At 66.3% G+C, this 22,117-nt stretch carries 23 protein-coding genes; 14 read left to right on the plus strand and 9 right to left on the minus strand.

Annotated elements, in window-relative coordinates:
* Positions 1-82: 82 nt before the first annotated feature.
* The 6 genes from AB0M70_RS32995 to AB0M70_RS33020 all read right to left on the minus strand — a co-directional run bounded on the left by AB0M70_RS32995 (position 83) and on the right by AB0M70_RS33020 (position 3,863).
* Positions 83-1,015, minus strand: a complete 933-nt coding sequence (locus AB0M70_RS32995) for an FkbM family methyltransferase (protein WP_365825857.1) — start codon at positions 1,013-1,015, stop codon at positions 83-85.
* Positions 1,016-1,832: 817 nt separating this feature from the next.
* A complete protein-coding gene (locus AB0M70_RS33000; protein ID WP_365825859.1) occupies positions 1,833-2,099 on the minus strand; it encodes a hypothetical protein in 267 nt (88 codons plus the stop codon).
* Positions 2,096-2,461, minus strand: coding sequence for a hypothetical protein (locus tag AB0M70_RS33005; RefSeq protein WP_365825861.1), 366 nt, complete (start codon positions 2,459-2,461; stop codon positions 2,096-2,098). Before AB0M70_RS33005 ends, AB0M70_RS33000 begins: the two co-directional genes overlap by 4 nt.
* Positions 2,458-3,204, minus strand: a complete 747-nt coding sequence (locus AB0M70_RS33010) for a GntR family transcriptional regulator (RefSeq protein WP_365825863.1) — start codon at positions 3,202-3,204, stop codon at positions 2,458-2,460. Before AB0M70_RS33010 ends, AB0M70_RS33005 begins: the two co-directional genes overlap by 4 nt.
* Before the next feature lie 8 nt (positions 3,205-3,212).
* Entirely contained in the window at positions 3,213-3,476 is a 264-nt protein-coding gene (locus AB0M70_RS33015) for a hypothetical protein (RefSeq protein WP_365825865.1), read from the minus strand.
* Between the two features lie 93 nt (positions 3,477-3,569).
* Entirely contained in the window at positions 3,570-3,863 is a 294-nt protein-coding gene (locus tag AB0M70_RS33020) for a hypothetical protein (RefSeq protein ID WP_365825867.1), read from the minus strand.
* Positions 3,864-3,934: 71 nt separating this feature from the next.
* On the opposite strand from AB0M70_RS33020, the gene AB0M70_RS33025 reads away from it, so the two are divergent.
* Positions 3,935-4,690, plus strand: a complete 756-nt coding sequence (locus AB0M70_RS33025; RefSeq protein ID WP_365825869.1) for a GntR family transcriptional regulator — start codon at positions 3,935-3,937, stop codon at positions 4,688-4,690.
* A gap of 3 nt (positions 4,691-4,693) precedes the next feature.
* On the opposite strand, the gene AB0M70_RS33030 is transcribed toward AB0M70_RS33025, so the two are convergent.
* Together AB0M70_RS33030 and AB0M70_RS33035 are read right to left on the minus strand one after the other, a co-directional pair.
* A complete protein-coding gene (locus tag AB0M70_RS33030; RefSeq protein ID WP_365825871.1) occupies positions 4,694-5,455 on the minus strand; it encodes a glycosyltransferase family 2 protein in 762 nt (253 codons plus the stop codon).
* Positions 5,456-5,458: 3 nt separating this feature from the next.
* Entirely contained in the window at positions 5,459-6,247 is a 789-nt protein-coding gene (locus AB0M70_RS33035) for a GntR family transcriptional regulator (RefSeq protein ID WP_365825873.1), read from the minus strand.
* Between the two features lie 363 nt (positions 6,248-6,610).
* Between AB0M70_RS33035 and AB0M70_RS33040 the strand changes: the two genes are divergently transcribed.
* From AB0M70_RS33040 to AB0M70_RS33100, 13 genes are all read left to right on the plus strand, one after another.
* A complete protein-coding gene (locus tag AB0M70_RS33040) occupies positions 6,611-6,982 on the plus strand; it encodes a hypothetical protein (protein ID WP_365825875.1) in 372 nt (123 codons plus the stop codon).
* Positions 6,983-7,071: 89 nt separating this feature from the next.
* On the plus strand, positions 7,072-7,410 hold the full coding sequence (locus tag AB0M70_RS33045; protein ID WP_365825877.1) for a hypothetical protein: 339 nt from the start codon (positions 7,072-7,074) through the stop codon (positions 7,408-7,410).
* 2 nt (positions 7,411-7,412) lie between these two features.
* Entirely contained in the window at positions 7,413-8,387 is a 975-nt protein-coding gene (locus AB0M70_RS33050; protein WP_365825879.1) for a DUF2637 domain-containing protein, read from the plus strand.
* Between the two features lie 162 nt (positions 8,388-8,549).
* Positions 8,550-10,697, plus strand: coding sequence for a cell division protein FtsK (locus tag AB0M70_RS33055; RefSeq protein ID WP_365826205.1), 2,148 nt, complete (start codon positions 8,550-8,552; stop codon positions 10,695-10,697).
* Between the two features lie 415 nt (positions 10,698-11,112).
* Positions 11,113-11,301: a hypothetical protein gene (locus AB0M70_RS33060; protein WP_365825881.1), complete on the plus strand. Its 189-nt coding sequence runs from the start codon at positions 11,113-11,115 to the stop codon at positions 11,299-11,301.
* Between the two features lie 36 nt (positions 11,302-11,337).
* Positions 11,338-11,577: a hypothetical protein gene (locus tag AB0M70_RS33065; protein ID WP_365825883.1), complete on the plus strand. Its 240-nt coding sequence runs from the start codon at positions 11,338-11,340 to the stop codon at positions 11,575-11,577.
* Positions 11,578-11,651: 74 nt separating this feature from the next.
* Positions 11,652-12,314, plus strand: a complete 663-nt coding sequence (locus AB0M70_RS33070; protein ID WP_365825885.1) for a hypothetical protein — start codon at positions 11,652-11,654, stop codon at positions 12,312-12,314.
* A complete protein-coding gene (locus AB0M70_RS33075) occupies positions 12,311-12,676 on the plus strand; it encodes a hypothetical protein (RefSeq protein WP_365825887.1) in 366 nt (121 codons plus the stop codon). The genes AB0M70_RS33070 and AB0M70_RS33075 overlap by 4 nt, the downstream gene beginning before the upstream one ends.
* An 89-nt stretch (positions 12,677-12,765) precedes the next feature.
* Positions 12,766-13,662 carry a bifunctional DNA primase/polymerase gene (locus tag AB0M70_RS33080; protein ID WP_365825889.1) on the plus strand — a complete coding sequence of 299 codons (897 nt, stop codon included), beginning with the start codon at positions 12,766-12,768 and terminating at the stop codon, positions 13,660-13,662.
* On the plus strand, positions 13,659-14,258 hold the full coding sequence (locus AB0M70_RS33085) for a hypothetical protein (RefSeq protein WP_365825891.1): 600 nt from the start codon (positions 13,659-13,661) through the stop codon (positions 14,256-14,258). The genes AB0M70_RS33080 and AB0M70_RS33085 overlap by 4 nt, the downstream gene beginning before the upstream one ends.
* Positions 14,255-15,286 carry an AAA family ATPase gene (locus AB0M70_RS33090; RefSeq protein ID WP_365825893.1) on the plus strand — a complete coding sequence of 344 codons (1,032 nt, stop codon included), beginning with the start codon at positions 14,255-14,257 and terminating at the stop codon, positions 15,284-15,286. Before AB0M70_RS33085 ends, AB0M70_RS33090 begins: the two co-directional genes overlap by 4 nt.
* Positions 15,283-15,645 (plus strand): helix-turn-helix domain-containing protein, encoded by a 363-nt coding sequence (locus AB0M70_RS33095; protein WP_365825895.1) that lies wholly within the window; start codon positions 15,283-15,285, stop codon positions 15,643-15,645. The genes AB0M70_RS33090 and AB0M70_RS33095 overlap by 4 nt, the downstream gene beginning before the upstream one ends.
* Before the next feature lie 25 nt (positions 15,646-15,670).
* Entirely contained in the window at positions 15,671-17,179 is a 1,509-nt protein-coding gene (locus tag AB0M70_RS33100; protein WP_365826207.1) for a LacI family DNA-binding transcriptional regulator, read from the plus strand.
* Positions 17,180-17,591: 412 nt separating this feature from the next.
* Here the strand turns inward: AB0M70_RS33100 and AB0M70_RS33105 are convergent, their stop codons facing one another.
* Positions 17,592-21,617 carry a WD40 repeat domain-containing protein gene (locus tag AB0M70_RS33105; RefSeq protein WP_365825897.1) on the minus strand — a complete coding sequence of 1,342 codons (4,026 nt, stop codon included), beginning with the start codon at positions 21,615-21,617 and terminating at the stop codon, positions 17,592-17,594.
* Positions 21,618-22,117 lie beyond the last annotated feature (500 nt).

Raw genomic sequence — 22,117 nt, forward strand, 5'->3', positions numbered from 1 at the left:
GGCGGCGACTCGTGGTGGGCCGGTAGGAGCCGGCTCCACCACCGGGTAAGGGGTCGGACGGCGGGGTTGAGGAAGAACTGGGTCAGCGCAGCGTCTCGGCGTCGATCCGGGAAAAGATCAGCTCGGTCTCGCCGACGATGGGGCCGCGCCATCGAACCGGAGGCTCCGGCCGGCGCAGGGCGCGAGGGTAGTTCTCTGGCCTGTAGTCGGTCGGCAGTCGGTAGGCGTGAAAGCCGTGCTGAGCCATGGTCTCCAGCAACTCGTCGATGGAGTCGCCGAGCTGCGTCATACGATCTGGAGTGACTTCCACGGCGATCTCCACATCCGGGCGGAGCTCCTCCAGGGCAGGGGCCAGTCCTCTGATGACGCCGCCCTCGGCACCTTCTACGTCGATCTTGATCACGCGGGCCCTGCGGAGCTCGTCCTCGTCCAGGACCTCGGGCAAGGGGACAGCCTCCATTTCGAAGCTCGACTCTGCCGGGCCGTCGTACGGGACGATGGAGTTCGCGCCCATGTTGTTCGAGCTGGCGAGTATGAAGGTCAGCGTCTTGTGGCTGTCGGAGACCGCCGCGTTGACGGCGCGCACGTTGTCGCAGTCGTTGAGGCGGATGTGCTGCAGCACGCGGTTGTGGAAGGTGGGGGACGCCTCGATGGCCACTACCCGTCCTGTGCTGCCGACGAGGCGCGAGCCCAAGACTGCGAAGTACCCGATGTTCGCGCCCACATCGACGAACGCGTCTCCGGTGCCCAGACGGCTCTGCAGCCACCGCGTCATGTGGGGCTCCCACACCCCGTAAAGGCTGATGTACCGCTGGATGAGGTCGCGGGAGTCGCAAGCGAAGTGGGCGCCGAACCGCGCCTCGACCACGCGCTGGCGCGGATGGTCGCGCAGGTACGGATTGAGATATCGGGCAGCGAGCGGGCCTTTGAGCAACGAGCCGGGTGCATTGCGCACGTAGCCACGGCCGAGGGTGATCAGAAACTCAGGCGCGTGGCGGTGGGTAGCGGGACGCATAGCCGTGACCGTACGAGCCTTCGGCAACTCGATCAAGGTACCTAAAGGTGACTGTGACTGGGCGACGGTCTGCCCTCGGTCCTTCGCTCAAGCTCAGGAAGATCTCCACAATTCCTCCACAAGCGGAATGAGCGCTTAACTCGCATGCGGGGAAGGCCACTTCTCTTTTCAACTATCGGGCCTGTGCAGCGTTCCTACTATCGGGCCTAGTTGAGAGTGGTTCAGCGTCCCGTGAGTCCTGATGCGGCCGGTATATTCGGTACCGCCGAACCCAATCATTCTCTGAACTCGGCTCGTCACGAGGCGAGTTCACGTACCACCGGTGTCCAAGCCGTGGGCGCCGGGCCCCGAGGATGCGGGGAGGTGGTGCGATGAGTTCCGGTAATGAGGAGGGCCGTAAGCCGTGGACCAGCTTTGAGAAGTGGTCGTTCGGCGTAGCGGTTGTGACTCTTCTGGTGACGATCATCGCCCTGGCGGGGTAGTTCCCTCAGTTCGCCTGAGTGCCGCCCGAGTACCCGGCCGAACGGGCAGCTGTACATGCAGCGAGCCCGGCCGCAAACTGGTCGACCGGGCTCGTGAACTGCATGGAGGGCCTGGCTCTGGCAGGAGCTGGGCCCTTCTGTGTGCCCGGTCCGAGTGTCAACCAGGCCAAGCCAGCCTACTGCAAAGTGCGCTCAGAAAGGTAGCGAAAGGGGTTGTGCTTCCCGGTGAGGTGTGATTTAGAACCGCTGGAATACCTGCGGTGATCCACTCTGCCGATCCTTGACACCACCGGGCGGGGCTGCTGAAGGCCCCGCCGTGGCAGCTCCATCTGGCTCTACTTCGAAGCGGTTCCACCCGCCGCCGGATCGGTGATCATCGCGTTGAAGTACTGGAACGCCGACAGCTCATAGCTGCGGTGTTGCGTCCTGCCAGCGTGCTTCAGGCACCACAGCTGTGCGTCGTCCGCGACGGCGGAGTCCGTAGAGCGTTCGCCGCACGTCAAGCACTTGCCGAGGTGGCGTAGGTCCATCGTGGGCACGGCCGACAGCGTCCATTCGATGTGCCGGTACTGGCCTCGGTTCTGGCCGTCGTCTGCGCTCATCCGAATGCCCCGGCAGGAAGGTGCGGTCCGTCGTCGTCGGGGTCCTCGTCGGGATCGATCGCGTCTGGATCGTTGTCAGGCTCAGGCAGCCGTGCGCCCCTGCTGTCCGCGATGCGCTTCACGTCGCGGAGGGCCTCACTCGTGCGGGCGAGCGCGAAGCGGAGTTGATCACTTGTGGCCTTGGGGTCGGTCACCAAGTCGTCGGTGTGGGCCAGCAATTCGCCAGCCATGCCCAGTTGTACGGACTCGATGTTGTCCGCGACGCGTGACAGGTAGCCGCTTCCGTCGTCACTCGCGAGGTAGCAGGGTTTCCCCTCTGGGGTTGACCACGGCAGTAGGCGAGTTGCCTGGGTCGGGATCATCGGGCGCCCTCCAAGTCGGGGGCCGGAGTTGTGGCATGCGCAGTGAAGACGGCTTCTGCGCTGTGGCCAGGGAGTGTGAGGAGTGACGCCTCTACCACCCGGCCCGCGACGTTGGTTGATACCCGTTCGATGCCGAGCACCGGAGTCCCGGTACCGATACGGAGTGTCCAGGCTTCTTCGGCGTCGGGCAGCCGGGCCGTGACGCGCGAGGCTCTGTTGGCCACGTGGATCCCGGCGCCCTCCAGCCGGTCGAGTACCTCATCTCCCAGCGGCGAGCCGCTCGCCCTGGGGATATCGAGGCGTGCCACGTCGCACGGTACGTAGACCCGAGCCAGGGCATACGGAAACGTCATGTGATGGCTGAGGAACGCGTACTCGATCAGCGCGGTGGCCGGTGGCGTACGCAGTAGCGATGCCAGCTCCTTGCCGGCTGCTGTCTCCCTGATGCTCACGCTGACCTCTATGGCGGCGTTGACGGCTGCTCGCCGGTCTCCCGAGAGACTGTCCGCCGCGTACGTGATCTGCCCGGACGTGTGGCGAACGAAGTTGCCGCGCCCGTGGAGCCGCATGATCAACCCCTCGTTCTCAAGCATGGAGAGGGCGTCACGGATGGTGGGCCGACTCGCTCCGAACAACTTCGTGAGTTCGCTCTCGGCGGGCAGCTGATCACCCGCCGAGAACCCACCCGTGGCGATCTGCTGCCGGAGCTCACCCGCGATGAACTCGTATCGATTGGATCCCATGCGCCGCTTCACCCCCTTCTGACTGCGCGAGTCACGGACAGCCGGGTCCTGGAGTGAATGGTCAGGACCTCGCCCGAGGTGAAGCGCAAACCCTTGGCCTGCCCATGGAGTTCGAACATGTTCAGCACCTCGAAGCGCTGACCGCCGATGTCCACGACGTCGTGCTGCCGGATCGTTTGCGACGTGACTTCGAGGGTGGTGATGGTGACGTTCCGTGGATTGATCACTGGCCCTCCCTGCTGGCGCGCCCGGGGTGTGTCGGTGCGCTGCACGAGTCCCTCGTCACGCGTGCGCGGGATTGGGCGCGGTACTGCCTGGCCCACGATCCCTGGCTGCGGATACTGTCGAACACGCTGTTCAGCTCCCTAAGGCTGATGGCCGTGCCCCCGGACGAGCTGGATCGTCGCGGGGGTTTCCTTGCGTACGGCGGCTCTTGCTGTGGTGCCGCTCGCGTTGGTGTCGAGCCCGTATCCGTCAGCCGTCATCAGCAGCGCGAGAAGCCGCTTCCACGACTCGGCGGAGACAGAGCTCGGCACCTTCGTCTCTATGGAGATGCGGTCCGCGTGGTGCTGCAGCTGCGGAGCGAACCCAGCAGCGGAGAGGCCCGCCACGATCTCGTCGGCGCGAGCTTCTGGTGAGGGCACAAGGCGTTCCTCCATGACCACATATATCTAGATAGCTAACTAGAAGCTAGCTATCTAGATTAGAGGTCGTGGACTAGATTTTCTATATGCGTGACCAACCGCCATACCTCCGCATCGCTGACGTGCTGCGACAGCGAGTCGCCGACCGCGAGTGGACGCCAGGAGACCGGTTGCCTTCGCGCGCCCAGCTTGCGGAGGAGTGCGGTGTTGGCGAGGCCGTCATCCGTCGGGCGCAGGAGACCCTTATCTCGCAGGGCGTTCTGGAAGGGCGCGCAGGCTCAGGGACTTACGTTGCCGAACCGCGCGAGCGCTTGCGGATGGTGCGCTCGCAGCACCGCGAGCAGGCTGGTGAGTCTCCCTTTCGCGCGGACATGAGCGCACTCGGCAAGGACGGGACGTGGGAGAGCCGGAGTGACGCCATGATCCCGGCGCCCCCGGAGATCGCTGCTCGCCTCGGCATCGCCGAGGGGGCCTACTGCGTCCGTACCGCCTATGAGTTCCTGGCCGATCGGCGGCCCGTCCAGCTGTCCACGAGCTGGGAGCCGTACAGCCTCACTTCGGGCTCGCTCGTGGTGCTTCCGGAAGGGGGTCCGCTGGCCGGAACTGGTGTGGTGCGCCGCATGGCGGAAGTCGGCATCACGGTCAGCCGAGCCGTGGAGCAGCCAGAGCCCGGACATGCGAATGCCGAGGAGGCTGTGCTCCTCGGCATTCAGCGCGGTGCGCTCGTGACACGCATTCAGCGGACCTACTACAGCGACGACGGACGCCCGGTCGAAACGGCTGACATCGTCGTGCCCGCTGCCTCCTGCGAGATCGTCTACGAGGTTCCGGTTAATCAGTGATGATCAGTCAGAGCTGACGGGGTAGCGCCACTGGAAGTAGTCCAGTGCTCGCGCCCTGGCCTCGACAACGGCCATGCGGGCGTCGCGCTCTGCCGTGTCGACGTGCGCTGCCTGGCCGGTCGCCTGGCCTTCCCACTTGCGATAGAGCAGGCCGACCTCCGACGAGAACCAGCCGCGTGAGGTCGAGTTCAGGGCGAGCAGAAGGCCTGTGTCCTCGGATGCCGGCAGGGCCATCCAACCGCCGAGGGCCATGAGCAGGTCGCGGCGCACGAAGAGGGTCGCAGGGTGGACCTGCGCGCGATAGTCGTGAGACGCCCAGTAATCGAGCACCTCCTGACGCTCGACCGGCCCGGGCTCTGGGTCGCCGGGGAAGCCGACGGTAGATCCATCGGGGAGCAGATCGAGTACGCGAGACGTAGCCCAACCGATGCTTCGATCAGCTTCGAGGGCCGCGAGGTCGCGGGCCAGGGCGCCCGGCGCCAGCTGGTCATCGGCGTCCAGGACCTTGACGTACTCGCCGTCCGCGTGGGCCAAGGCGATGGTGCGAGCAAGGCCGGGGCCACCATGGCGCCCCTGCCGGAATGTGATTCGGTCGTCGTCAGGGACGTGGGGCGCGACCTGATCAGTCTTCCCGTCCTCCTGGATCAGCCAGTGCCACTGCCAGCCGGCGGGCAGCTCCTGCTCGCATATGGACTTGTACGCGTCAGCCAGGAAGTGCGCCGACGGTGCATGGACGGCCGTGACGATGACGATGCGCTGGCTCACGGCTCACCACCTTTCCAAGGGAGTCGTGAACAGTATTTCCGTGCGGTCGCCGGGCAGCGTGATGTCCGACATCTCGACGATGCGGTTGTCGGTGTCGTACTGGGTTTTCCGCAGAACGAGAACCGCGGTACCGGGTGGCAGGCCCAACTCCTCCGCCTCTTCCACCGTCGGAGGCCGGGCCGTCACACGCTCTTCTATGCGGTCGATCTCGATGCCCACGGTGTACAGCTGGTTCCCGGTCCCGCCTGGCCACGGCTCCTTCGTGTCGTCAAGGAGGTCAGGGTTCCCCTTGACGATGTCGCGGATCAGATACGACGTAACGAGGTTGAACGGGTTCCGCTCGGCGCTGTATCGCGTTCGGTAGGACCGTTCGACGAGAGCCGTGCCTTCTTCGACGCCCATGGCCTCTGCGATTTCCTTGGGAGCCTCGATCTCGCGGTACGCGGCGTGGAAGACGAGGTCGTCGACCTCAAGACCGGTGTCGTGCTCGGTCGCTCCTGTTTCCAGGCGCTGCTGCTCGGGAGCGCGAGCACGGTCCTTCTCCCACTGGTGCCGCGTGTTCGCACGCTGCACCTTCGTGCGCGGGCGGCGCACGAAGGTTCCGCGGCCGTGCTGCTTCTCGATCAGCCCTTCCGACTGGAGCAGGCGTAGAGCCTGCTGGACGGTCGGCCCGCTGCGCCCCGTGCTCTTTATGAGATCGGCTTCGGATGGCAGTCGGTCCCCTGGCCCTAGCTGACCTGCGCGGATCTGTGCGCGGAGCTCGTCCGCGATCTTCTCGTAGGCCTTGGCCATTCGTGCTCACCGTCCTGTCGTTCAAGCGCGCTTCAGCATACGACTCCTAAAGAGGTCTTGACGAGTGGGGGAGTGCTGCGCCATAGTCCTGGTAACTCCTAAAGAGGTCTTGAGGACTTGACCTCTTTAGGAGCTGTGACGCATGGAGGAACGCCCGAGGGGGCCAGTACGAAGGAAGCGTCCGTTCCTTGAGAACTCCACATCGTCTCGAAACGAACGAGTGCTTTTGATCCGTGGCGTCGTCAGCGCAGTTGACGTCGCCACAGGTCATGACCACTCGTCGACTGAGTGGTCTCCCCTGAACCACGCCGGCGAGGCCTCGTGCCTGCTCGGTTCCTGCCTCTACTCCCGAAGGGGGACCTCATGCGTCTCGCGATTGGCGACGTGGTCCGTGATCGCAACGACATGGTGATCGGGACCGTCGCGAGTCTCGACACAAACGCCACCCGGCTCGTCGTCATGCACGTGCCGGGCAGCACTCCGCGCGTCGCCGACGCGCGGGACTTGCAGATCGTGGCCCGCAAATCCTGCCCTCCCACGGCCCTGGACCGACTCTTGGCTTTGTTCACGCTGGTCGTCGCTCTGCTGGCCGCGTACGTCGCGGCCCGCTCCGTCCAGGGGCTGGGAGGTAGCTGGCCGCTCACGTTCATGGCGGCTCTCGGCGGCTTCACGATGTTCGCTGTCGCGTACCGCTGGGGTCTTCGCGTGACGGGGCCTCGACGCGTCCGCATCTGAGCACGGCGTATGCCGGTGTCGGTGGCCGACGGGTCACATCAGCCCACCGCGCTGGCTTCCCCATCCCTTCCAGGAACTTGGAGAAGGCCATGTACTTGTACGTCGGAAACCAGCGGTTCCTCAGCGCCTTGGAGTTCGCCGAGCTGGCACAAGGGTTCGGCGACCTGCAGGACGCGAACGAGCCGGACCTCCCTGACACCTTCCGGGACCTGTTCGTCGGTGAGATCGATGAGTCCGAGGAAGACCTCATTGCCCGTGTGGCGGCGGCAGAGGACGTGCTCGCCGAGCTGATCGAGATCAAACAGGCGGGCGAGAACGACGCGATCGCCACCCTCAACGCGCTCTACGCATCGAACCTCATGCACGTGACGATGCTGCGGACCACCAGCATCGGTCTGCGCACGGATTCGCTGCGGAAGGCGGCCTGAGCGTGGTGCCTGCGCAGACTGAACAGGCGCCCCCACTGACCCAGGGCGAGAAGCTCCTCCTTGGCGTCGCCGTGATTGCCGGGGCGGGCGTCGGGGGCCTCGGCCTCGCGTCCTCGTACGACTCGCTCAGCGTGGCAGCGGCACGGTGGGGCTTCTCCGATCCGTGGATGGTGCCGGTCGGAATCGACGTCGCCATCCCGGTGTTCACTGCGGCTCGGCTGCTGTTGATCCGGCTGAACATGCCGCTTGCCTGGGTGCACTTCGCGCCGTGGGCACTGACGCTCGTGACGTGCTGGCTGAACATCGCAGCCGGCACGACGGTGTCCGCAAAGCTCGCTCACGGCTCCATGCCACTCCTGTGGGTGGGACTGAGTGAGGTCGCCGCTCATGTCTACGCCGTGCGCGTCGGCGTGGCGACGGGCCAGCGGATGGAGCGCATTCGACGGTCACGTTGGCTGATCGCCCCTCGTACGACGCTCATGCTGTGGCGCCGGATGGTGCTGTGGGAGACCACCGACTATCGCAAGGCGCTCGCCCTGGAGAAGCAGCGGTTGTTGGTCCGAGCGGAACTCCGCGCAGACTACGGTCGGGCCTGGCGAAGGAAGGCTCCGGTTCGGGACCTCGTTCTTCTCAAATTGGGCGAGCTGGCTCCCGACGGATCCGTCCCGACCGGCGAGGCCGACGAGGCCGACGAGGCCGACGAGCAAGAGTCGGTGGCTGAGTCGGGTGAAACGCCCGAGCCTCGAAGGCGACGACCGGCGAGGACCGACAAGAGCAGCCCGCGCATGACGTGGGGCCAGGCCCTCGCGAAGGCCCGCGAGAAGACTTCGGACTGGCCGGTCGAGCGCCTGGACGCGGAGCCGATTCGCAAGGTCGTCGGATGCAGTCAGGACCGGTCACGCCAGCTCCGAGACGTGCTCCGCGCCGAGCGTCATGAGCTTCAGACCGAGGCAGAGGCCGTCGACGCGCTCTCCTGAGCCCCGTAGATCTCTCCCCAACCTTTCAGCGCAGGGCCCGCCCGCTGCTTTGGCGGGTAGGGGCGGGCCCTGGCATCCCTCCCGTTCAGGAAGGACGTGTCAGTGAAGCACGAGGACCACGGAGACTCGGAGGACGAACTCTTCGAGCGCCTTGAGAAGGAGATGGGTGATGCCGACTCTGGTAAGTCGGTAGGCGACTTCCTCAAGCGTCGGTCGGGACGCGGAAGTTCCGCTGAGACACCGGACTCGGCCCCGACCGAGGCGGGCGACCCGGACCCGACCGAGCCCATCAACGTCGACCGACCCGGCGGCCCGTCTGGCGTCGGCTTCATGGAACGAGTGCGCGGCGCCAAGCGTCGCGCGGTCATCCCCGAGTGGGTTCGCTCGGTCGACGAGTTCAAGCTAGCTGGCTGGGGTGTCGTCGACTATGCCTGGCACATCGCCTCGTATCACGCGATCCGCACCCCTTGGTACGCGGCACGGCTCCTCCTGCAGTCTCCTCGCGGAGGGGCTCGCTTCATCGGCGACAGCCTTCGGTGGATGAAGGATGCCGAGGGCGACGTCTTCCGGAAGGAAGCCGCCGAGAAGGCCGACATCGACCGCTACCTGAAGCTCTCCCGCCAGCGCGACCGACGGGTCCGGTGGCGGACCGTCGTCGGCGTCGCGGCCTCCATCGTCGGCCTGACAACGGCCCTCGCCCTGTACGTCCTGGCCCCGAACTGGTTGCTTCTTACGGTCGGCGCGGCGGCCGGACTCGCGCTGGGATGGCTCGGACAGGCAGCAGACGCGCCCGTGATCCACAGATCTGTGGAAATTCCGAAGGCAACGAAGCTCACCAGTGACATCGTGCTTCGTGCGCTCGGCTCCCTCGGCATCGCGGCGATCGGCCAGGCTCAGGCCAAGGGCGAGGAGGGCTTCACTTTCACGGCCCCGATCACCCGTGACGGACCCGGCTGGATGGCTGAGGGCGATCTTCCGTACGGCGTGACTGTTACGGACGTCATCGAGCGGCGGCACAGACTCGCGTCGGGACTTCGGCGACCGCTTGGGTGCGTGTGGCCCGAGCCGGTGCCGGACGAGCACACCGGCCGGCTTCGGCTATGGGTGGGCGACCAGGACATGTCGCAGGCGGAGAAGCCCAAGTGGCCACTCGCCGAGTCGGGGAGCGTCGATCTCTTCAAGACCGTCAAATGGGGAACTGACCAGCGCGGACGCTGGGTCGGGATCACCCTGATGTACATCGCAGGCATCATCGGAGCCGTCCCCCGCATGGGCAAGACGTTCCTTCTCCGCCTGCTCCTCCTCATCGCTGCACTGGACGTACGAGCTGAGGTCCATACGTACGACCTCAAGGGAACCGGTGACCTCGACAGCGTCGGAGATCGTGTCGCTTCCCGGCACCGGGCGGGTGACGAGGTCGAGGACATCGAGTACGCGGTTGCCGACATGCGGGAACTGCAGGGCGAACTGCGCCGCCGCGCGAAGGTGATCCGGTCGCTGCCACGCGACATTTGTCCGGAGTCCAAGGTCACCTCGGAACTCGCCTCCAAGAAGTCCCTCGGCCTCCACCCCATCGTTGTTGGTGTGGACGAGTGCCAGATCTGGTTCGAACACCCCAAGTACGGCACCGAACTCAGGGAGATCTGCACGGACTTGGTGAAGCGTGGCCCGGCAACCGGCATCGTGCTCCTGCTCGCAACCCAGCGACCGGACAAGGACGCCATCCCGACGGCGATCAGCGCGAACGCTTCAGCCCGCTGGTGCCTCAAGGTCATGGGCCAGATCGAAAACGACATGGTGCTGGGGACCGGCTCCTACAAACGTGGCGTCCGCGCGAACATGTTCGCCTGGGGCGACAAGGGCATCTGCTATTTCCTTGGCGAGGGGGCGGATGCTCGCATCGTCCAGGGGACCTTCGTGGACGCCGTGGCGGCAGACCGCATCGGCCTTCGAGCCCGCGCTCTGCGCGAGCGGGCCGGCACTCTCGCAGGACATGCGCTCGGCGAGCAGCCGGAGAGGAAATCGGTCACGGCGATCGACGTCTTGAGCGACGTCCTTGCCGTCGTCCCGGGCGAGGAATCCAAGGTCTGGTCCGAGACGCTCCTCGCTCGGCTCATCGAACTCCGCCCCGCCATCTATGGCGAGTGGACGTTGGAGCAGCTCGCCGCGGCACTCAAGCCGCTCGGCATCCGCACCGGTCAGGTATGGGGCACGACCGAGGACGGCAAGGGCGTCAACCGGCGCGGCATCAAGCGCGCCGACATCCTCAAATCGATTGCGGTACGTGACGGAAGCTCCGAAGCCGCGTAGCCGATTCGACCGCTAGACCTAGCAGGCACCCCTGCTAGGTCTAGCACCCCCGCTAGCACGTCATATGGGCGTTGAGCTGGGTTCTAGCTTCTAGCGCCACCTTCCGAGCACCTACCCAAAACCGCCCTCAGAGGGGTCTGCATGCCCGCGTGGCTCTCGTACTTGCCTGGTCTCCTGTTCATCACGCTCTGTTATGCGGTGGTCTGCACCGTGAGCCCGTTCGGATCCTGCCGCGAGTGCAAGGGCTGGGGCTCAAAGGTCTCCGTCGGTCGCTTCTCCGGCCGCTTGAAGCGAGGCCGTGAGTGCCGCCGCTGCCGCGGCTACGGATACCGGCTCCGCATAGGCCGCCACATCTACAACGCCGCGATCCGCCTTCGCCGCGAAGGCAACCGTTGACCTTCCGAAAGGGGGCCTCGTGGCCTTCTCCATCTCGGCCGTCGTGCTCTTCGGCTTCCTCCTCGCATTGCTGATCAAGTTCAAGACCGTAGGGCCCGGCTCCGCCGTGGTCGGCGTGCTTTTCGGCCACTACCTCGCGAACAGCGGCGCCGCGTCGACGATCGACGACCTCATGTCCTCGCTCTCCCACACGATCAGCTCCTTCTGAACGCCCGACTCGAACTCACCCCTGGGGGGAACCGTGATGCACGCCAAGTCCACTGCTCCGCCGCGCATTTCGCTGATGGCGTCCGGCGAACTTCGTGACGCGCTCACCGCCGTCGAAGAGGGCAAGGGCCCCGCCGCGATCGCCGCGCTCATGGCCATCGACTCCGAATCTTGGCGAGCGATCGAGCACCGGCTCACCTCCGTCATCGGCAGCGACCTTCGGGAGCTCCTCCTCGCCGCAGTTGAACGCGAAACCGACCAGTCGACGCTCGCCTGACGCCCCTCCGTGGGCCTCCCCTCCGCGCGGAGGGACGAACAGACCGGCCCGAGCTCACCCTGAGGAGAACCTCGATGTCCGACACCACCCAAATGTGGTTCCACGACCTGACCGAGAGCGTCTTCGCCGTTGGTGCTGCCGCTCGTGAGTACCGCACGGCGCACCAAGCGGCCCAGGCCACCGCATGGCACTTCGAACCCGCTCGGCTCGCCCCCGAAGACGGAGCCGTGAGCGTGATCGGGCGGTACTACAGCCACCCCCATCACGAGGCGCTCCGGTACCTCAAGGAGATCCAGGACTCCACGGAACTGCGGATCAAGCTCCTGTACGAGAACACCGCGATGGCGTACGCGTACGGAACGGCCTGCGCCTTGGCGGGACTCGTGCGCGGTGAGCGTCCCCGGCATCTGGAGTTCGTGCGCCGTGACGGTCTCTACGAGGTGCCCACCGAGTCGCTGCCGAACCTTGGGGATGCACTTGCCGACTGGCCGGGCGGCCCGAACCTCGTGGCGCTCGGTGAAATCCTCACCGAGCACGTACGCGCCCGCGATCTCGCTCGCGATTTCACCTTCTACGCGGACTTCGCCGACTGCCACAGCCCTGAGGCGGCAGAGGCCTCAGAGTTCGCCGCAGGCCTGGCCGACGCCGCCTGCACATACGGCCTCGCGGCCGAGCGCGCCCTTCAGTTCGTGCTGCTCAATCTGCAGAAGCACCACATCGCCGAGGAGAGCAAGTGACTGCCCCGGACCACCTCCCGCCCGAGACGGCATACGCAGACGCCCCCACCATCGCGCAGGAACTCTGCCTGATCGCCGAGGCATCCGACTCTCACCCCACTGACGTCAGTACGGACCGCGAGTTCCGTCTCCGCAAGGCTGCGCTCCTGGATCGTCTCGCCCTTCAGGAGCGGGCCCGGAACGGAGGGCTCGCCGCAGCGGACGCAGACGAGGCGGCGGACGTCGCCGCGGAATGGCTCGTCGAATTCGACGTTGCGCACCACCGCCTGAGCCGCAAGGGGATGGACCTGGTGCTGGCCGAGGACTACCGGGACTACGTCCGGGCCGAATACGACGCCTGGCGTCCCTCGAAGTCTCTCTGAATCTGCCCGGAGCAGCGGCCGACGGGTCAACGAAGCCCGCTGCTCCGGTCCTCCCCCATCCCTTCCAGGAAGCAGGAGGTGCCTCAAGGATGCACCAGATCCCCTCCGCCCCGCTGCCCCACGCCGCGCTGTGCGCGGCCGAGCGTGGGTGGCACGTCTTCCCGCTCATTCCCGGCGCCAAGCGCCCCGCCGTCAAGGCGTGGGAGCAGCGAGCGACCACAGATGCCGAGCGGATCGACCGTTGTTGGTTGACGGCGGATTACAACCTCGGCATCGCGACGGGCCCGGCGGGTCTCGTCGTCATCGACCTCGACGTGCCCAAGCACGACCAGGACGTGCCGCCCGCCGGCACTCGGAAGGGCGTCGTTGATGGAGCTGATGTCCTGGCTCTCCTTGCCGAGCAGCAGGGACACCCCTGGCCCGACAGCACGTACACGGTCCGCACGCCCAGCGGTGGAACGCACCTGTACTTCTCGGCCCCGGAGGGAGCGAAGCTGCGCAACACGGCCGGGGCTCTCGGCTGGAAGGTCGACACCCGTGCGGCCGGCGGATACGTAGTTGGTGCGGGCAGCACGGTCAATGGCCGGCCCTACACCGTCGTACGCGAAACCGAGCCGGTCCCGCTCCCTGCGTGGTTGACGAAGCTCCTCACTCCGGCCCCCCTCCCTTCGCAGCGACCGGTGACTGTTCCACTGGTCGCCAACGGTCGACGCGGTGCCTACCTGGCTGCCGCCGTCAACGCCGAAATGGCACGGGTCTCCGAGGCGCACGAGGGCAACCGCAACAACGCGCTCTACCAGGCGTCGGTCGCCCTCGGGCAGCTCGTTGCCGGGCGTGAGCTCGGTGCGACGTACGTGCACGAACGGCTCGCGGAAGTCGCCCGTCGTGCCCACCTCGACGAGGGCGCCGCACGCCGCACCATCGCTTCAGGCCTCCGCGCCGGTGCCCGAAAGCCGCGGAGCTTCGGACGGGGGAATGCGGCATGAACCCCAGCGTTCAGGAGACGTACTTCGGCTGGCGTGAGCTGGCACACCGCCCCGGCTGCGGGCGCCCCGCATGGACAGTCGACGTTCGCAAAGACGAGGGCTTCCGATCGTCGTACGGGGGCGCGCTCGGACAGCACGTCTGCTCGGACGAGGACTGCGATCACAACAGCCGCTACCCCCGTACGACGGTGCGTGTGATCTGCGTGTCTTGTCACACCGCGCACCTCGTCCGCGGCGAGGCGATGGGTGATTTCCACACCAACACGAAGGCCCTCGGCTTCGGCGAGGAACCGCGCAAGGTCGCGGGGCTATTTCTGTGGCCGGGAGAGGTCTGGTTCGACGACGAGCCCCACGAGTGGCTCGTCACCGGGCGGAAGGTCGCGCGAGTCCAGCGAACCGATGTGATGGGCCAGATCAGCGTGGGCCGCGGCCCACGCGGCGGCAAGCAGTACGCGGCCGTGGCACTGCCCACGCCGGAGGGGGCATACGGCTTCGGCGAGCACCGGTGGCTCCGCGCCCACCAGGGTTTCAAGTCCCTCCCTGCTGCTGCGAAGTGGATCGGGGAGCAGAACCACGGGGGAGCGGAAAGTAAGTGAGCGACAACCCGTACGACAACGCACTGCCACCCCGCCCGCACGCCTCGAACTCGGCTCCGGAACCTCAGCCGTTGCAGCCCGCGCAGCAGCGCATTCGCACAGCGTGGACTGCCGACGAGCTGATGAACATGGAGTTCCCGGATCCCAAGTGGGCGGTGCCGGGGCTCATCTCCGAGGGAGTCAACCTCCTCGCTGGGCCGCCGAAGGTCGGTAAGAGCTGGCTGTCGCTCGGCTTGGCCCTTTCGGTCGCGGCCGGAGGGACAGCGATGGACACCGTTCCTGTGGACGGCGGGCCGGTTCTGTACCTCGCCCTTGAGGACACGCCCCGCCGACTGCAGTCGCGCATGGGAAAGATCCTTGGGGGCAGCCCGGCACCCTCCACTCTCACGCTGGCGACCTCGTGCCCACCGATCCCGCAGGGGGGAGGCGAGCTCATCGCCCAGTGGTGCGAGCGAAACTCGGATGCTCGCATGATCGTGATCGACGTGTTCGCGAAGATCCGGGGCACCTCTTCACCCGGCTCGTCGGCCTATGACGCGGACTATGCAGCAGTCGGCCACGTGAAGCGGATCGCGGATCACTACGGCATCGCCGTGGTCCTGGTCCACCACGTCCGGAAGGCCGGCGCGGACGACTTCCTCGCGGAGGTCTCTGGCACGAACGGCATCGCGGGAGCCGCCGATGCCACTCTCGTGCTCAAGCGGTCCCGTGGGCAGGCCGACGGCGTACTGCACGTCACAGGCCGCGATGTCGACGAGTCGGAGTACGCGCTGCGCTTCTACTCGGAAGCCGGTGCCTGGCAGCTCCTCGAAGGACCCGCCACCGACCACACCATCGGTGACAGCCGGGCGACGATTCTGCGCTATGTCCGCGACCACCCCGGCACCAAGCCGAAGCAGATCACCGAGGGGACTGGATTGCCCTCCGATCTCGTACGGCAGACCTGCTCGCGCATGGCGAAGGACGTTCAGCTCATCCGGAAGGACGGGGGCTACATCGTCCCCGGCGAGAACGGGGGACAGGCATGACGAGTCACACCAGTCACAGTGTCACCGCGGTCACTCTGGCTCAACTGCCGCAGCTCTACCGACCGTCAGAGATCGCCGAGGCGCTCGGGGTCTCCGAATGGTGGGTGAAGGAGCAGGCCCGGCAGGGGCGCATTCCGTTCACGAAGCCTGCCGGGTCCTACCGGTTCACGGCCGAGCACTTCGCGGAAATCGTCAGGCTCTTCGAGGAGCGACCGGGGCGGGTCCAGGTGCCGGCCCAGATGGACCCGTTCACACGCGCTCGCACACCGAGGCGGATCGCCCCGACCGCTACACCGCGCCTCCGAGCAAGGAGGCCGCGCCGGGGTGTCCGTGCCGAGTCTGAAGCGGCAGTCGCCTGAGGGCTTGAGGAAGGAGTTGGTAAACGTGGGATACGGAGAGAAGCGCGGCAGCTACTACCGCGGTCGGTACTGGCTCGCTCCGGGCGTACTCCGCACGGTCGTTGACGACAACGGACAGACGGTGCGGTTTACCACCAAGCGCGAGGCCGCGAAGGCAGCGAATGACCTTGAAGCCAAGGTCAGGGAAGGGAGTTGGCGAGACCCGAACGCAGGGAAGATCACCTTCGCCCAGTACGTGAACGAGTGGTACGCGGCGCAAGAACTGGCCGCGTCCACCATGCAGAACTACAAGCGTCACATCGAGGAGCATCTGCTCCCGGAGTTCGGAGAGGTCAACGTCTCAGACATCGAGCGTCGTCACGTCGGAGCCTGGGAGAAAAAGGAACGAGAGCTGTACGCGGCTTCGAGCGTGAAGACCTGGCACGGCACGCTGCACCTCATCATGGGCGACGCAGTCGAAGAGGGGCTTCGGGACAGCAACCCAGCGAGCAAGCGGCGGGGAAGGGGCAAGCGGGCCGGACGGTCCCGCAATCGCGCACCGGAGAAGGCCGTGACGGACGCCCTCGGCATCTTGCTCATCGGTGAACGGATGTCCCTTCTCTCCGGCCGTGACGACGAGTTCGTGGCCACAGTCCTCAAGGGCTATACCGGCAAGCGCTTCGGCGAAATCGTGGGGCTGGAAACCAAGTTCGTTCGCCCTGGCTCGATTCGGGTGGAGTGGCAGCTGTACGAGCTGGACTCCGGCGAACTACACCGCTGTCCGCCCAAGGACGACTCCTACCGGGACATCGACACCCCGGAGTGGCTCGCTTCTCTGGTCTTGAACCACATCGGACGGACCAGGCCAGGCCCATGCTCCTGCCACGGGTTCACCTACGTCTTCCAGGGGCTCAGGGAATCCAATGGGACTGCCCGGCAGGCAGGCCCGAAGCTCGCGGACGTGGCCCGCCGTGCCGGGGTATCCACCGGCACGGTGTCCAACGTCCTCAACCGGCCGGCGACAGTCGCGGAGTCGACGCGAATCAAGGTCGAGCTCGCCATGGCGGAGCTGGGCTACGTATATGGCGGCCCACCTGGAGAGACTGCCGCGCACTGGCGGCGCAATGGGTTCGCCACTTGGTTGTTCCAGCCCGCAGCAACGGGCTGGTACCCCAAGAAGGCTCCGCAGGAGGCACGCCCGACTCCCGTGATGGCCGAGCCCTGGCCTGGCGTCCCTGTGCGCGGGCGGAATGCCTCTGGCCGGGCGGACGCGTGCTGGCTCCCGATCGCGAAGGGACTGACGCCGCATGGCCTGCGACATACGCACAAGACGGTCATGGAGGAGCTTGGGACCCCACCGAAGCTCATGGACGAGCGGATGGGCCACGAGGATGGTTCGGTCCAGGCGCGCTACACCCACATCACTCCGGGCATGCGGCGGCGCCTGATGGATGGGCTGACCGAGCAGTGGGAGGCAGCCCTGTCCGCACGTGCTGCGCTATCTGCGAGCTCGCCGGTCGCTGCGCTTGATGAGCTGCTCAGGTCCCGCCGTTAGTCAGCGCCCAAAGCCAAATTCGCTGCAGTTTCAAGCCATCATTCAGGCCCGACTCGCTAACAAGTGAGCCGGGCCTGATGTGCGTTATACGAGACCCAGCGTCGCGAAGCATGGCACCGCCACTCAGTTGGCTCACCGGTACTCAGCGGGTGCTGTCGCAATTTGGCCACCTGGCCCGTCGTTCCCAAAAGTGTCGGGAACTGGGTGCCTTGCAGATGGCGACCCAAGGCGGCTCCCTGAGTGGTGGGAGCACGAAAGCGCCCGACCGCTGGCGACGGGGGATGCACCAGCGATCGGGCTATGGCCAACGGTAGCAAGGCTGTTCGAGTAAGGGGAGGCAACTACTCCGTCAAAGTGTGGAGTTGTGACCGGGATCACGTAGCGTGATCTGCAAGGGAGATGTGGTGAATCACTACTCGTCGCAGGGTGGCGCGTATGAGAGGCGAGGCAGATACTCCTGCCATTTTTCCTGAGTCAGAACGCCTTGAGTGGTTGAGCAAATCCGGCGAATCGCCTCGTCGGCGTCCAAGTTCCAAAGCCGGACCGTATCCGTACCGCTCGAAACTCCGAGCATCTCGCCCCTGGGACTGAACGACAGGAAGCTGCCCGTCTTGGCGTTGGGGCTCATGGATTGACCGATGGGGGAGGCGTCAGAGGGGTGGGCGACATCCCAGAGCCGGACCGTGTTGTCGTCGCCGCCACTTGCCAGAGTGCGACCGTCCCGGCTGAACGTCAGTGACACCACTGCGTCCGTGTGGCCTGTGAGTGAGGAGCCCAACTGGGCTGCCTTGAGAGGATCGGCAACGTTCCAGAGGCGAACTGTGCCGTCGTCGCTGCCACTGGCCAACGTACGACCGTCCGGGCTGTAGGCGAGCTCATTGATGGGGCCCAGATGCCCCCGGAGCGGCTTGCCGAGTCGGCTGGCATGGCGAGGGTCGGCGACGTTCCAGAGGCGGATCGTGCCGTCCGCGCTGGCGCTGGCCAGAGATCGTCCGTCTTTCCCGAAGGCGAGGGAGTTGACGTAGCCCTTGTGGCCCGTGAGCGGCGCGCCGAGCTTACGGAGACGTGAGGGGTCGCTGACGTCCCACAACTGAATGGTGCGGTCCGTATCAGCGGTCGCCAGTGTGCGCCCGTCCGGGCTGAAGGCGAGCGCAGCCGCGAACCGCGTCCGCAGGGCCACAGGCGGCCCGTCGGGGGTGGGATGCGTGGGATCGGAGACGTCCCACAGCTGCACTGCGCGGTTGCCCGTCAGTACCGCCAGTGTCCGGCCGTCGGGTGAAAACACCGGGGAACGCACCTCCCCGTCCCGGGGCTTGAACGGTTGGCCCAATGCCACGGGGCGGTTGGGGCGCTCCACGTTCCACAGCCGGAGCTGCTCGTCGCGCGCAGCGGTGGCGAGCACCTTCCCGTCAGGGCGGAACGCTCCGATCCTGCCCACCACGTCCGACGTCGGTATCGACCACAGACGAACCTTGTTGTCGCCGCTCCCCGTGGCTAGGGTTCGCCCGTCGGGGCTGAAGCCCAGGGCGTAGATCTCCCCACTGCTGCCCGCGAGAGGCTCGCCGACCTGCGACGGATGTGCCGCATCGCGGACGTTCCACAGGCTCGCCGTGCTGTCCGCACTGGCTGCAGCGAGCATGGTTCCGGCGGGGTTGAAGGACACGGACCATACCGCGCCGGTATGGCCTGTGAGCGGTGCGCCGAGGGGTTTCGCATGGCGGGGGTCGCGCACGTTCCAGAGACGGATGGAGTTGTCTTTGCTGCCGCTGGCGAGAGTGCGGCCGTCAGGGCTGAAGGCCACTGAGTGCACGGTTCCCGTGTGGCCGGTCAGTACGTTGTCGACTGGCTTCGGGCGACGTGGATCTGTCACGTTCCACAGGCGGATCGTGCCGTTGTCCCCACCGGCCGCCAGTGTTCTGCCGTCGGGACTGAAGGCCACGGAGCGCACAGCTGCGGTGTGGCCGGTCAGCTTGCGAAGCGCCTTCGGTCGGCTCGGGTCGCTCACGTTCCACAGACGAACGGTGCGGTCGTCACTGGCCGAAGCCAGAGTGCGCCCGTCGGGACTGAAGGCGACCAGATAGATCGCGCCCTTATGGCCGGTCAAGGGCGAACCCAGTGGGCGCGGGTGGCTGGGGTCGCGAACGTTCCACATCTGGACCGTGCCGTCGTCCGAAGCGGTCGCGAGGGTGTTGCCGTCCGGACTGAAGACCGCGCTGCTCACCCAACTTTTGTGGCCGGTGAGGGGCTTACCCAAGGGCTTGGGATGAGACCGGTCCGACACATCCCACAGCCGTACCGTCCTGTCATAGCTGGCGGTGGCCAGGAACCGTCCGTTCGGACTGAACGAAGTGAGGTAGACGGCGCCCTTGTGGCCGAGGAGCTGCGTGGCCAACGGCGCGTTCACGATCGAGAGCAGCCGGTTCTTCGTATCCTCGTCATCGGGCCGCAAGTCATGTGCCACCAGGTCGAGCTGAGCCGACAGCGACGGATCTGCGTCTTGGACGCGATCAGCCTCAGCGACCACTTGCTCGAACACCGCATCGTCTCGTTGCTGCCACGCGACGACCGCGGAGACGACAGCCACTATGGCGAGGACTACCAGGACCGCCACTGCACCACGGATGATCAGGACCGTGCGCCTTCGGAGTCGGGCCGAAGCAGCCAGGAACTCCACTGCACCTTTGGTCAGGAATGTGCCCCCGGCGGTCTTCCTCCAGGCACGGGCTTGCTCAAGACGGGAGCCCCGGTAGAGCAGCGACGTATCGCGGCCGGAGTCCTCCCAGGTCCTGCCGTCCTCCTCGAGGCGCTGACGCAGCAGGTTGTCGTTCCTGTCCTCGTCGATCCAGTCACGCAAACGGGGCCAGGCGTGGAGTAGCGCTTCATGGGTGATCTCCACGGTCTCGGCGTCGAGTGTCACCAACCGAGCGCGTACCAGTGCTTCGAGCGATTCCTCGGTCTTACTGGGGTCCGTCGATTCCTCGGCCAGTTGTCGCCGTGCCCCTCGCCTGCGAGTGGCCTGCGTGTCTTCGCCGAGCCGGACCAGCCTGAGGAGGAGCAGGCGAGCGGCCGTGCGCGCGGCCGGGTCGAGGTCGGACCAGGCGCGCTCGGCGCTGGCCGCCACCGCCCCCTGAATACCCCCTGCGGCGCGGTAGCCGGCAAGCGTCAGCCTGCCCGTCTTCCGCCGCTGCCAAGTGGCGAGCAGGGCATGGGAGAGGAGCGGCAGTACTCCCGCGTCGTGCGTTCCGCGGGGTCCGTCGGTGCTCACTTCTCGAACGATCAGTTCCGCAAGCCCCGGTTCGAGCTCCAGCCCCACGGCTTTGGCCGGTCCGGTCACGGCGTCGCGCAACTCCGTGGTGGTCAGTGGCCCGAGCACCATGTGCCGGTGCTGCAGTGCATCGGCTAGTTCGGGATATCTGAGGCACTGCTCATAGAAGTCGGCGCGTATGCCCAGGACCACGAGCGCGGGAGCCGGCTCACCGGTATCGCTCGGCGCGCTCGCCGCCTGGAGGAGCTGGATGAAAGCACGCTTGCTCGCCTCGTCGGAGGAGAGGGTGAACGTCTCCTCGAACTGATCAATGATGAGGACGGGGCGAGCGCTGGAGGACGTCTGGCGTCGGGCCCAGGCCGTGACGGATTCTTTCACCGCCTTCGCGGAAAGCGGAGTGCCAGCCTCCTTCACCGCCGCTGCCGCTCCCGTTTCCTCGGCAGCGGAGACGGCATGCGCGAGCTCAGGTATCTGGCGGGTCAGCTCGGCGAGGGGGTCGCCTCCCGGCACGAATTGCAGCACCGGGCCAGGTTGGCTGCCCTCGTCGCTCAACACGCCGTTTTGCAGAGCGGGCACCAGGCCGGCGTTCAGAAGGGAGGACTTCCCCGCCCCTGAAGCGCCGACGAGCATGACCAGGCCGCCCGTCTTCTCCGCGGCACGCAGTTGAGCAACGAGGGCGTCTGTACTCCGCTCTCGTCCGAAGAACCACCGGGCGTCTTGCTGGCGATACGAAGCCAGCCCTCGGTAAGGGCAAACACCGTGGACGGCAGCCGGAGCGTCGTCCTGAAGCTGTTCCCGATCTTCTGCGGAAGCAGGGGCGGAGCGACCGCTGACGGGGTCGGACACCGCGCGCTCCCAGAGGAGCTGCCACTGGGCCATGTCGTACAGGCCAGTGGAGACCGGCGCGGGCCGCTCGCGACGTGCTTCAGGTATCAGCACATGGAGCACCGCTGAGAGAGCAGCAAACTGGGCAGGCACGTTTTTGGCCCGGCGCCAGTCGCTGATCCGCTGTGCGGATACCCGTACGATCCGCCCGCGTTCGTCGACCCGCTGATGCCGGACGACGGCCTCGGCCACGCGCTGGAGGGGAGGATTGCCAGCTTCCTTGTACAGCAGCGCGAGACGTTCCGCGAAGGCTGTGCGTGCCCCTGAGTCGGGACTCAAGGCCTCCACCCCTTACTTCCCCCGCACGTGGACATCCGGACCGGAAAACTCACTTTATACGGCTGACCTGCGCTTACGGGGGTCGGACGATGACGGAACCTCCTCTTCCAGCACCCCGACTGGCAGGATCACGAACCGGTAGCGAACCAACCGCGCAGCGTCAGGGCAGGTCATCAGCACGAGGTGACTCGCTGAGTTGAATCGCGACGCTGCACGTCCTCGGCTGGTTTTCGCCGATCACCTCCGGACCGTTGTCGCGTGGACTGCGGATCCGCCTTTCCTCGATCCGCGCCGTTACGCCGACATGACGCGGATCGATGCAGCCCGTCGTTCGGTACCGGTCCCCACAGGGGAGGGACCGGTACCGGATCGACGCGGTGTGACGAGAGTTCGAGCCTGTGCGCGACCGCGCCCACCGCCTATGGGCGTAGGTATGCCATTAGTTCTGACGTGGTGTTGGGGCCCCGGGGTCAGTTCTCTCCGCCACTCACCGTTGTGCGCTCGTACAG

Origin of the sequence: Streptomyces sp. NPDC051214, from assembly GCF_040682375.1 — a bacterium.
Classification (GTDB): Bacteria; Actinomycetota; Actinomycetes; order Streptomycetales; family Streptomycetaceae; genus Streptomyces.

Bases quoted from the DNA above. Each gene is read 5' to 3' on its own strand.
- AB0M70_RS32995 (WP_365825857.1), bottom strand. From the start codon at position 1,015: ATGCGTCCCGCTACCCACCGCCACGCGCCTGAGTTTCTGATCACCCTC.
- AB0M70_RS33000 (WP_365825859.1), bottom strand. From the start codon at position 2,099: ATGAGCGCAGACGACGGCCAGAACCGAGGCCAGTACCGGCACATCGAA.
- AB0M70_RS33005 (WP_365825861.1), bottom strand. From the start codon at position 2,461: ATGATCCCGACCCAGGCAACTCGCCTACTGCCGTGGTCAACCCCAGAG.
- AB0M70_RS33010 (WP_365825863.1), bottom strand. From the start codon at position 3,204: ATGGGATCCAATCGATACGAGTTCATCGCGGGTGAGCTCCGGCAGCAG.
- AB0M70_RS33020 (WP_365825867.1), bottom strand. From the start codon at position 3,863: ATGGAGGAACGCCTTGTGCCCTCACCAGAAGCTCGCGCCGACGAGATC.
- AB0M70_RS33025 (WP_365825869.1), top strand. From the start codon at position 3,935: ATGCGTGACCAACCGCCATACCTCCGCATCGCTGACGTGCTGCGACAG.
- AB0M70_RS33035 (WP_365825873.1), bottom strand. From the start codon at position 6,247: ATGGCCAAGGCCTACGAGAAGATCGCGGACGAGCTCCGCGCACAGATC.
- AB0M70_RS33040 (WP_365825875.1), top strand. From the start codon at position 6,611: ATGCGTCTCGCGATTGGCGACGTGGTCCGTGATCGCAACGACATGGTG.
- AB0M70_RS33045 (WP_365825877.1), top strand. From the start codon at position 7,072: ATGTACTTGTACGTCGGAAACCAGCGGTTCCTCAGCGCCTTGGAGTTC.
- AB0M70_RS33055 (WP_365826205.1), top strand. From the start codon at position 8,550: ATGGGTGATGCCGACTCTGGTAAGTCGGTAGGCGACTTCCTCAAGCGT.
- AB0M70_RS33065 (WP_365825883.1), top strand. From the start codon at position 11,338: ATGCACGCCAAGTCCACTGCTCCGCCGCGCATTTCGCTGATGGCGTCC.
- AB0M70_RS33070 (WP_365825885.1), top strand. From the start codon at position 11,652: ATGTCCGACACCACCCAAATGTGGTTCCACGACCTGACCGAGAGCGTC.
- AB0M70_RS33080 (WP_365825889.1), top strand. From the start codon at position 12,766: ATGCACCAGATCCCCTCCGCCCCGCTGCCCCACGCCGCGCTGTGCGCG.
- AB0M70_RS33085 (WP_365825891.1), top strand. From the start codon at position 13,659: ATGAACCCCAGCGTTCAGGAGACGTACTTCGGCTGGCGTGAGCTGGCA.
- AB0M70_RS33095 (WP_365825895.1), top strand. From the start codon at position 15,283: ATGACGAGTCACACCAGTCACAGTGTCACCGCGGTCACTCTGGCTCAA.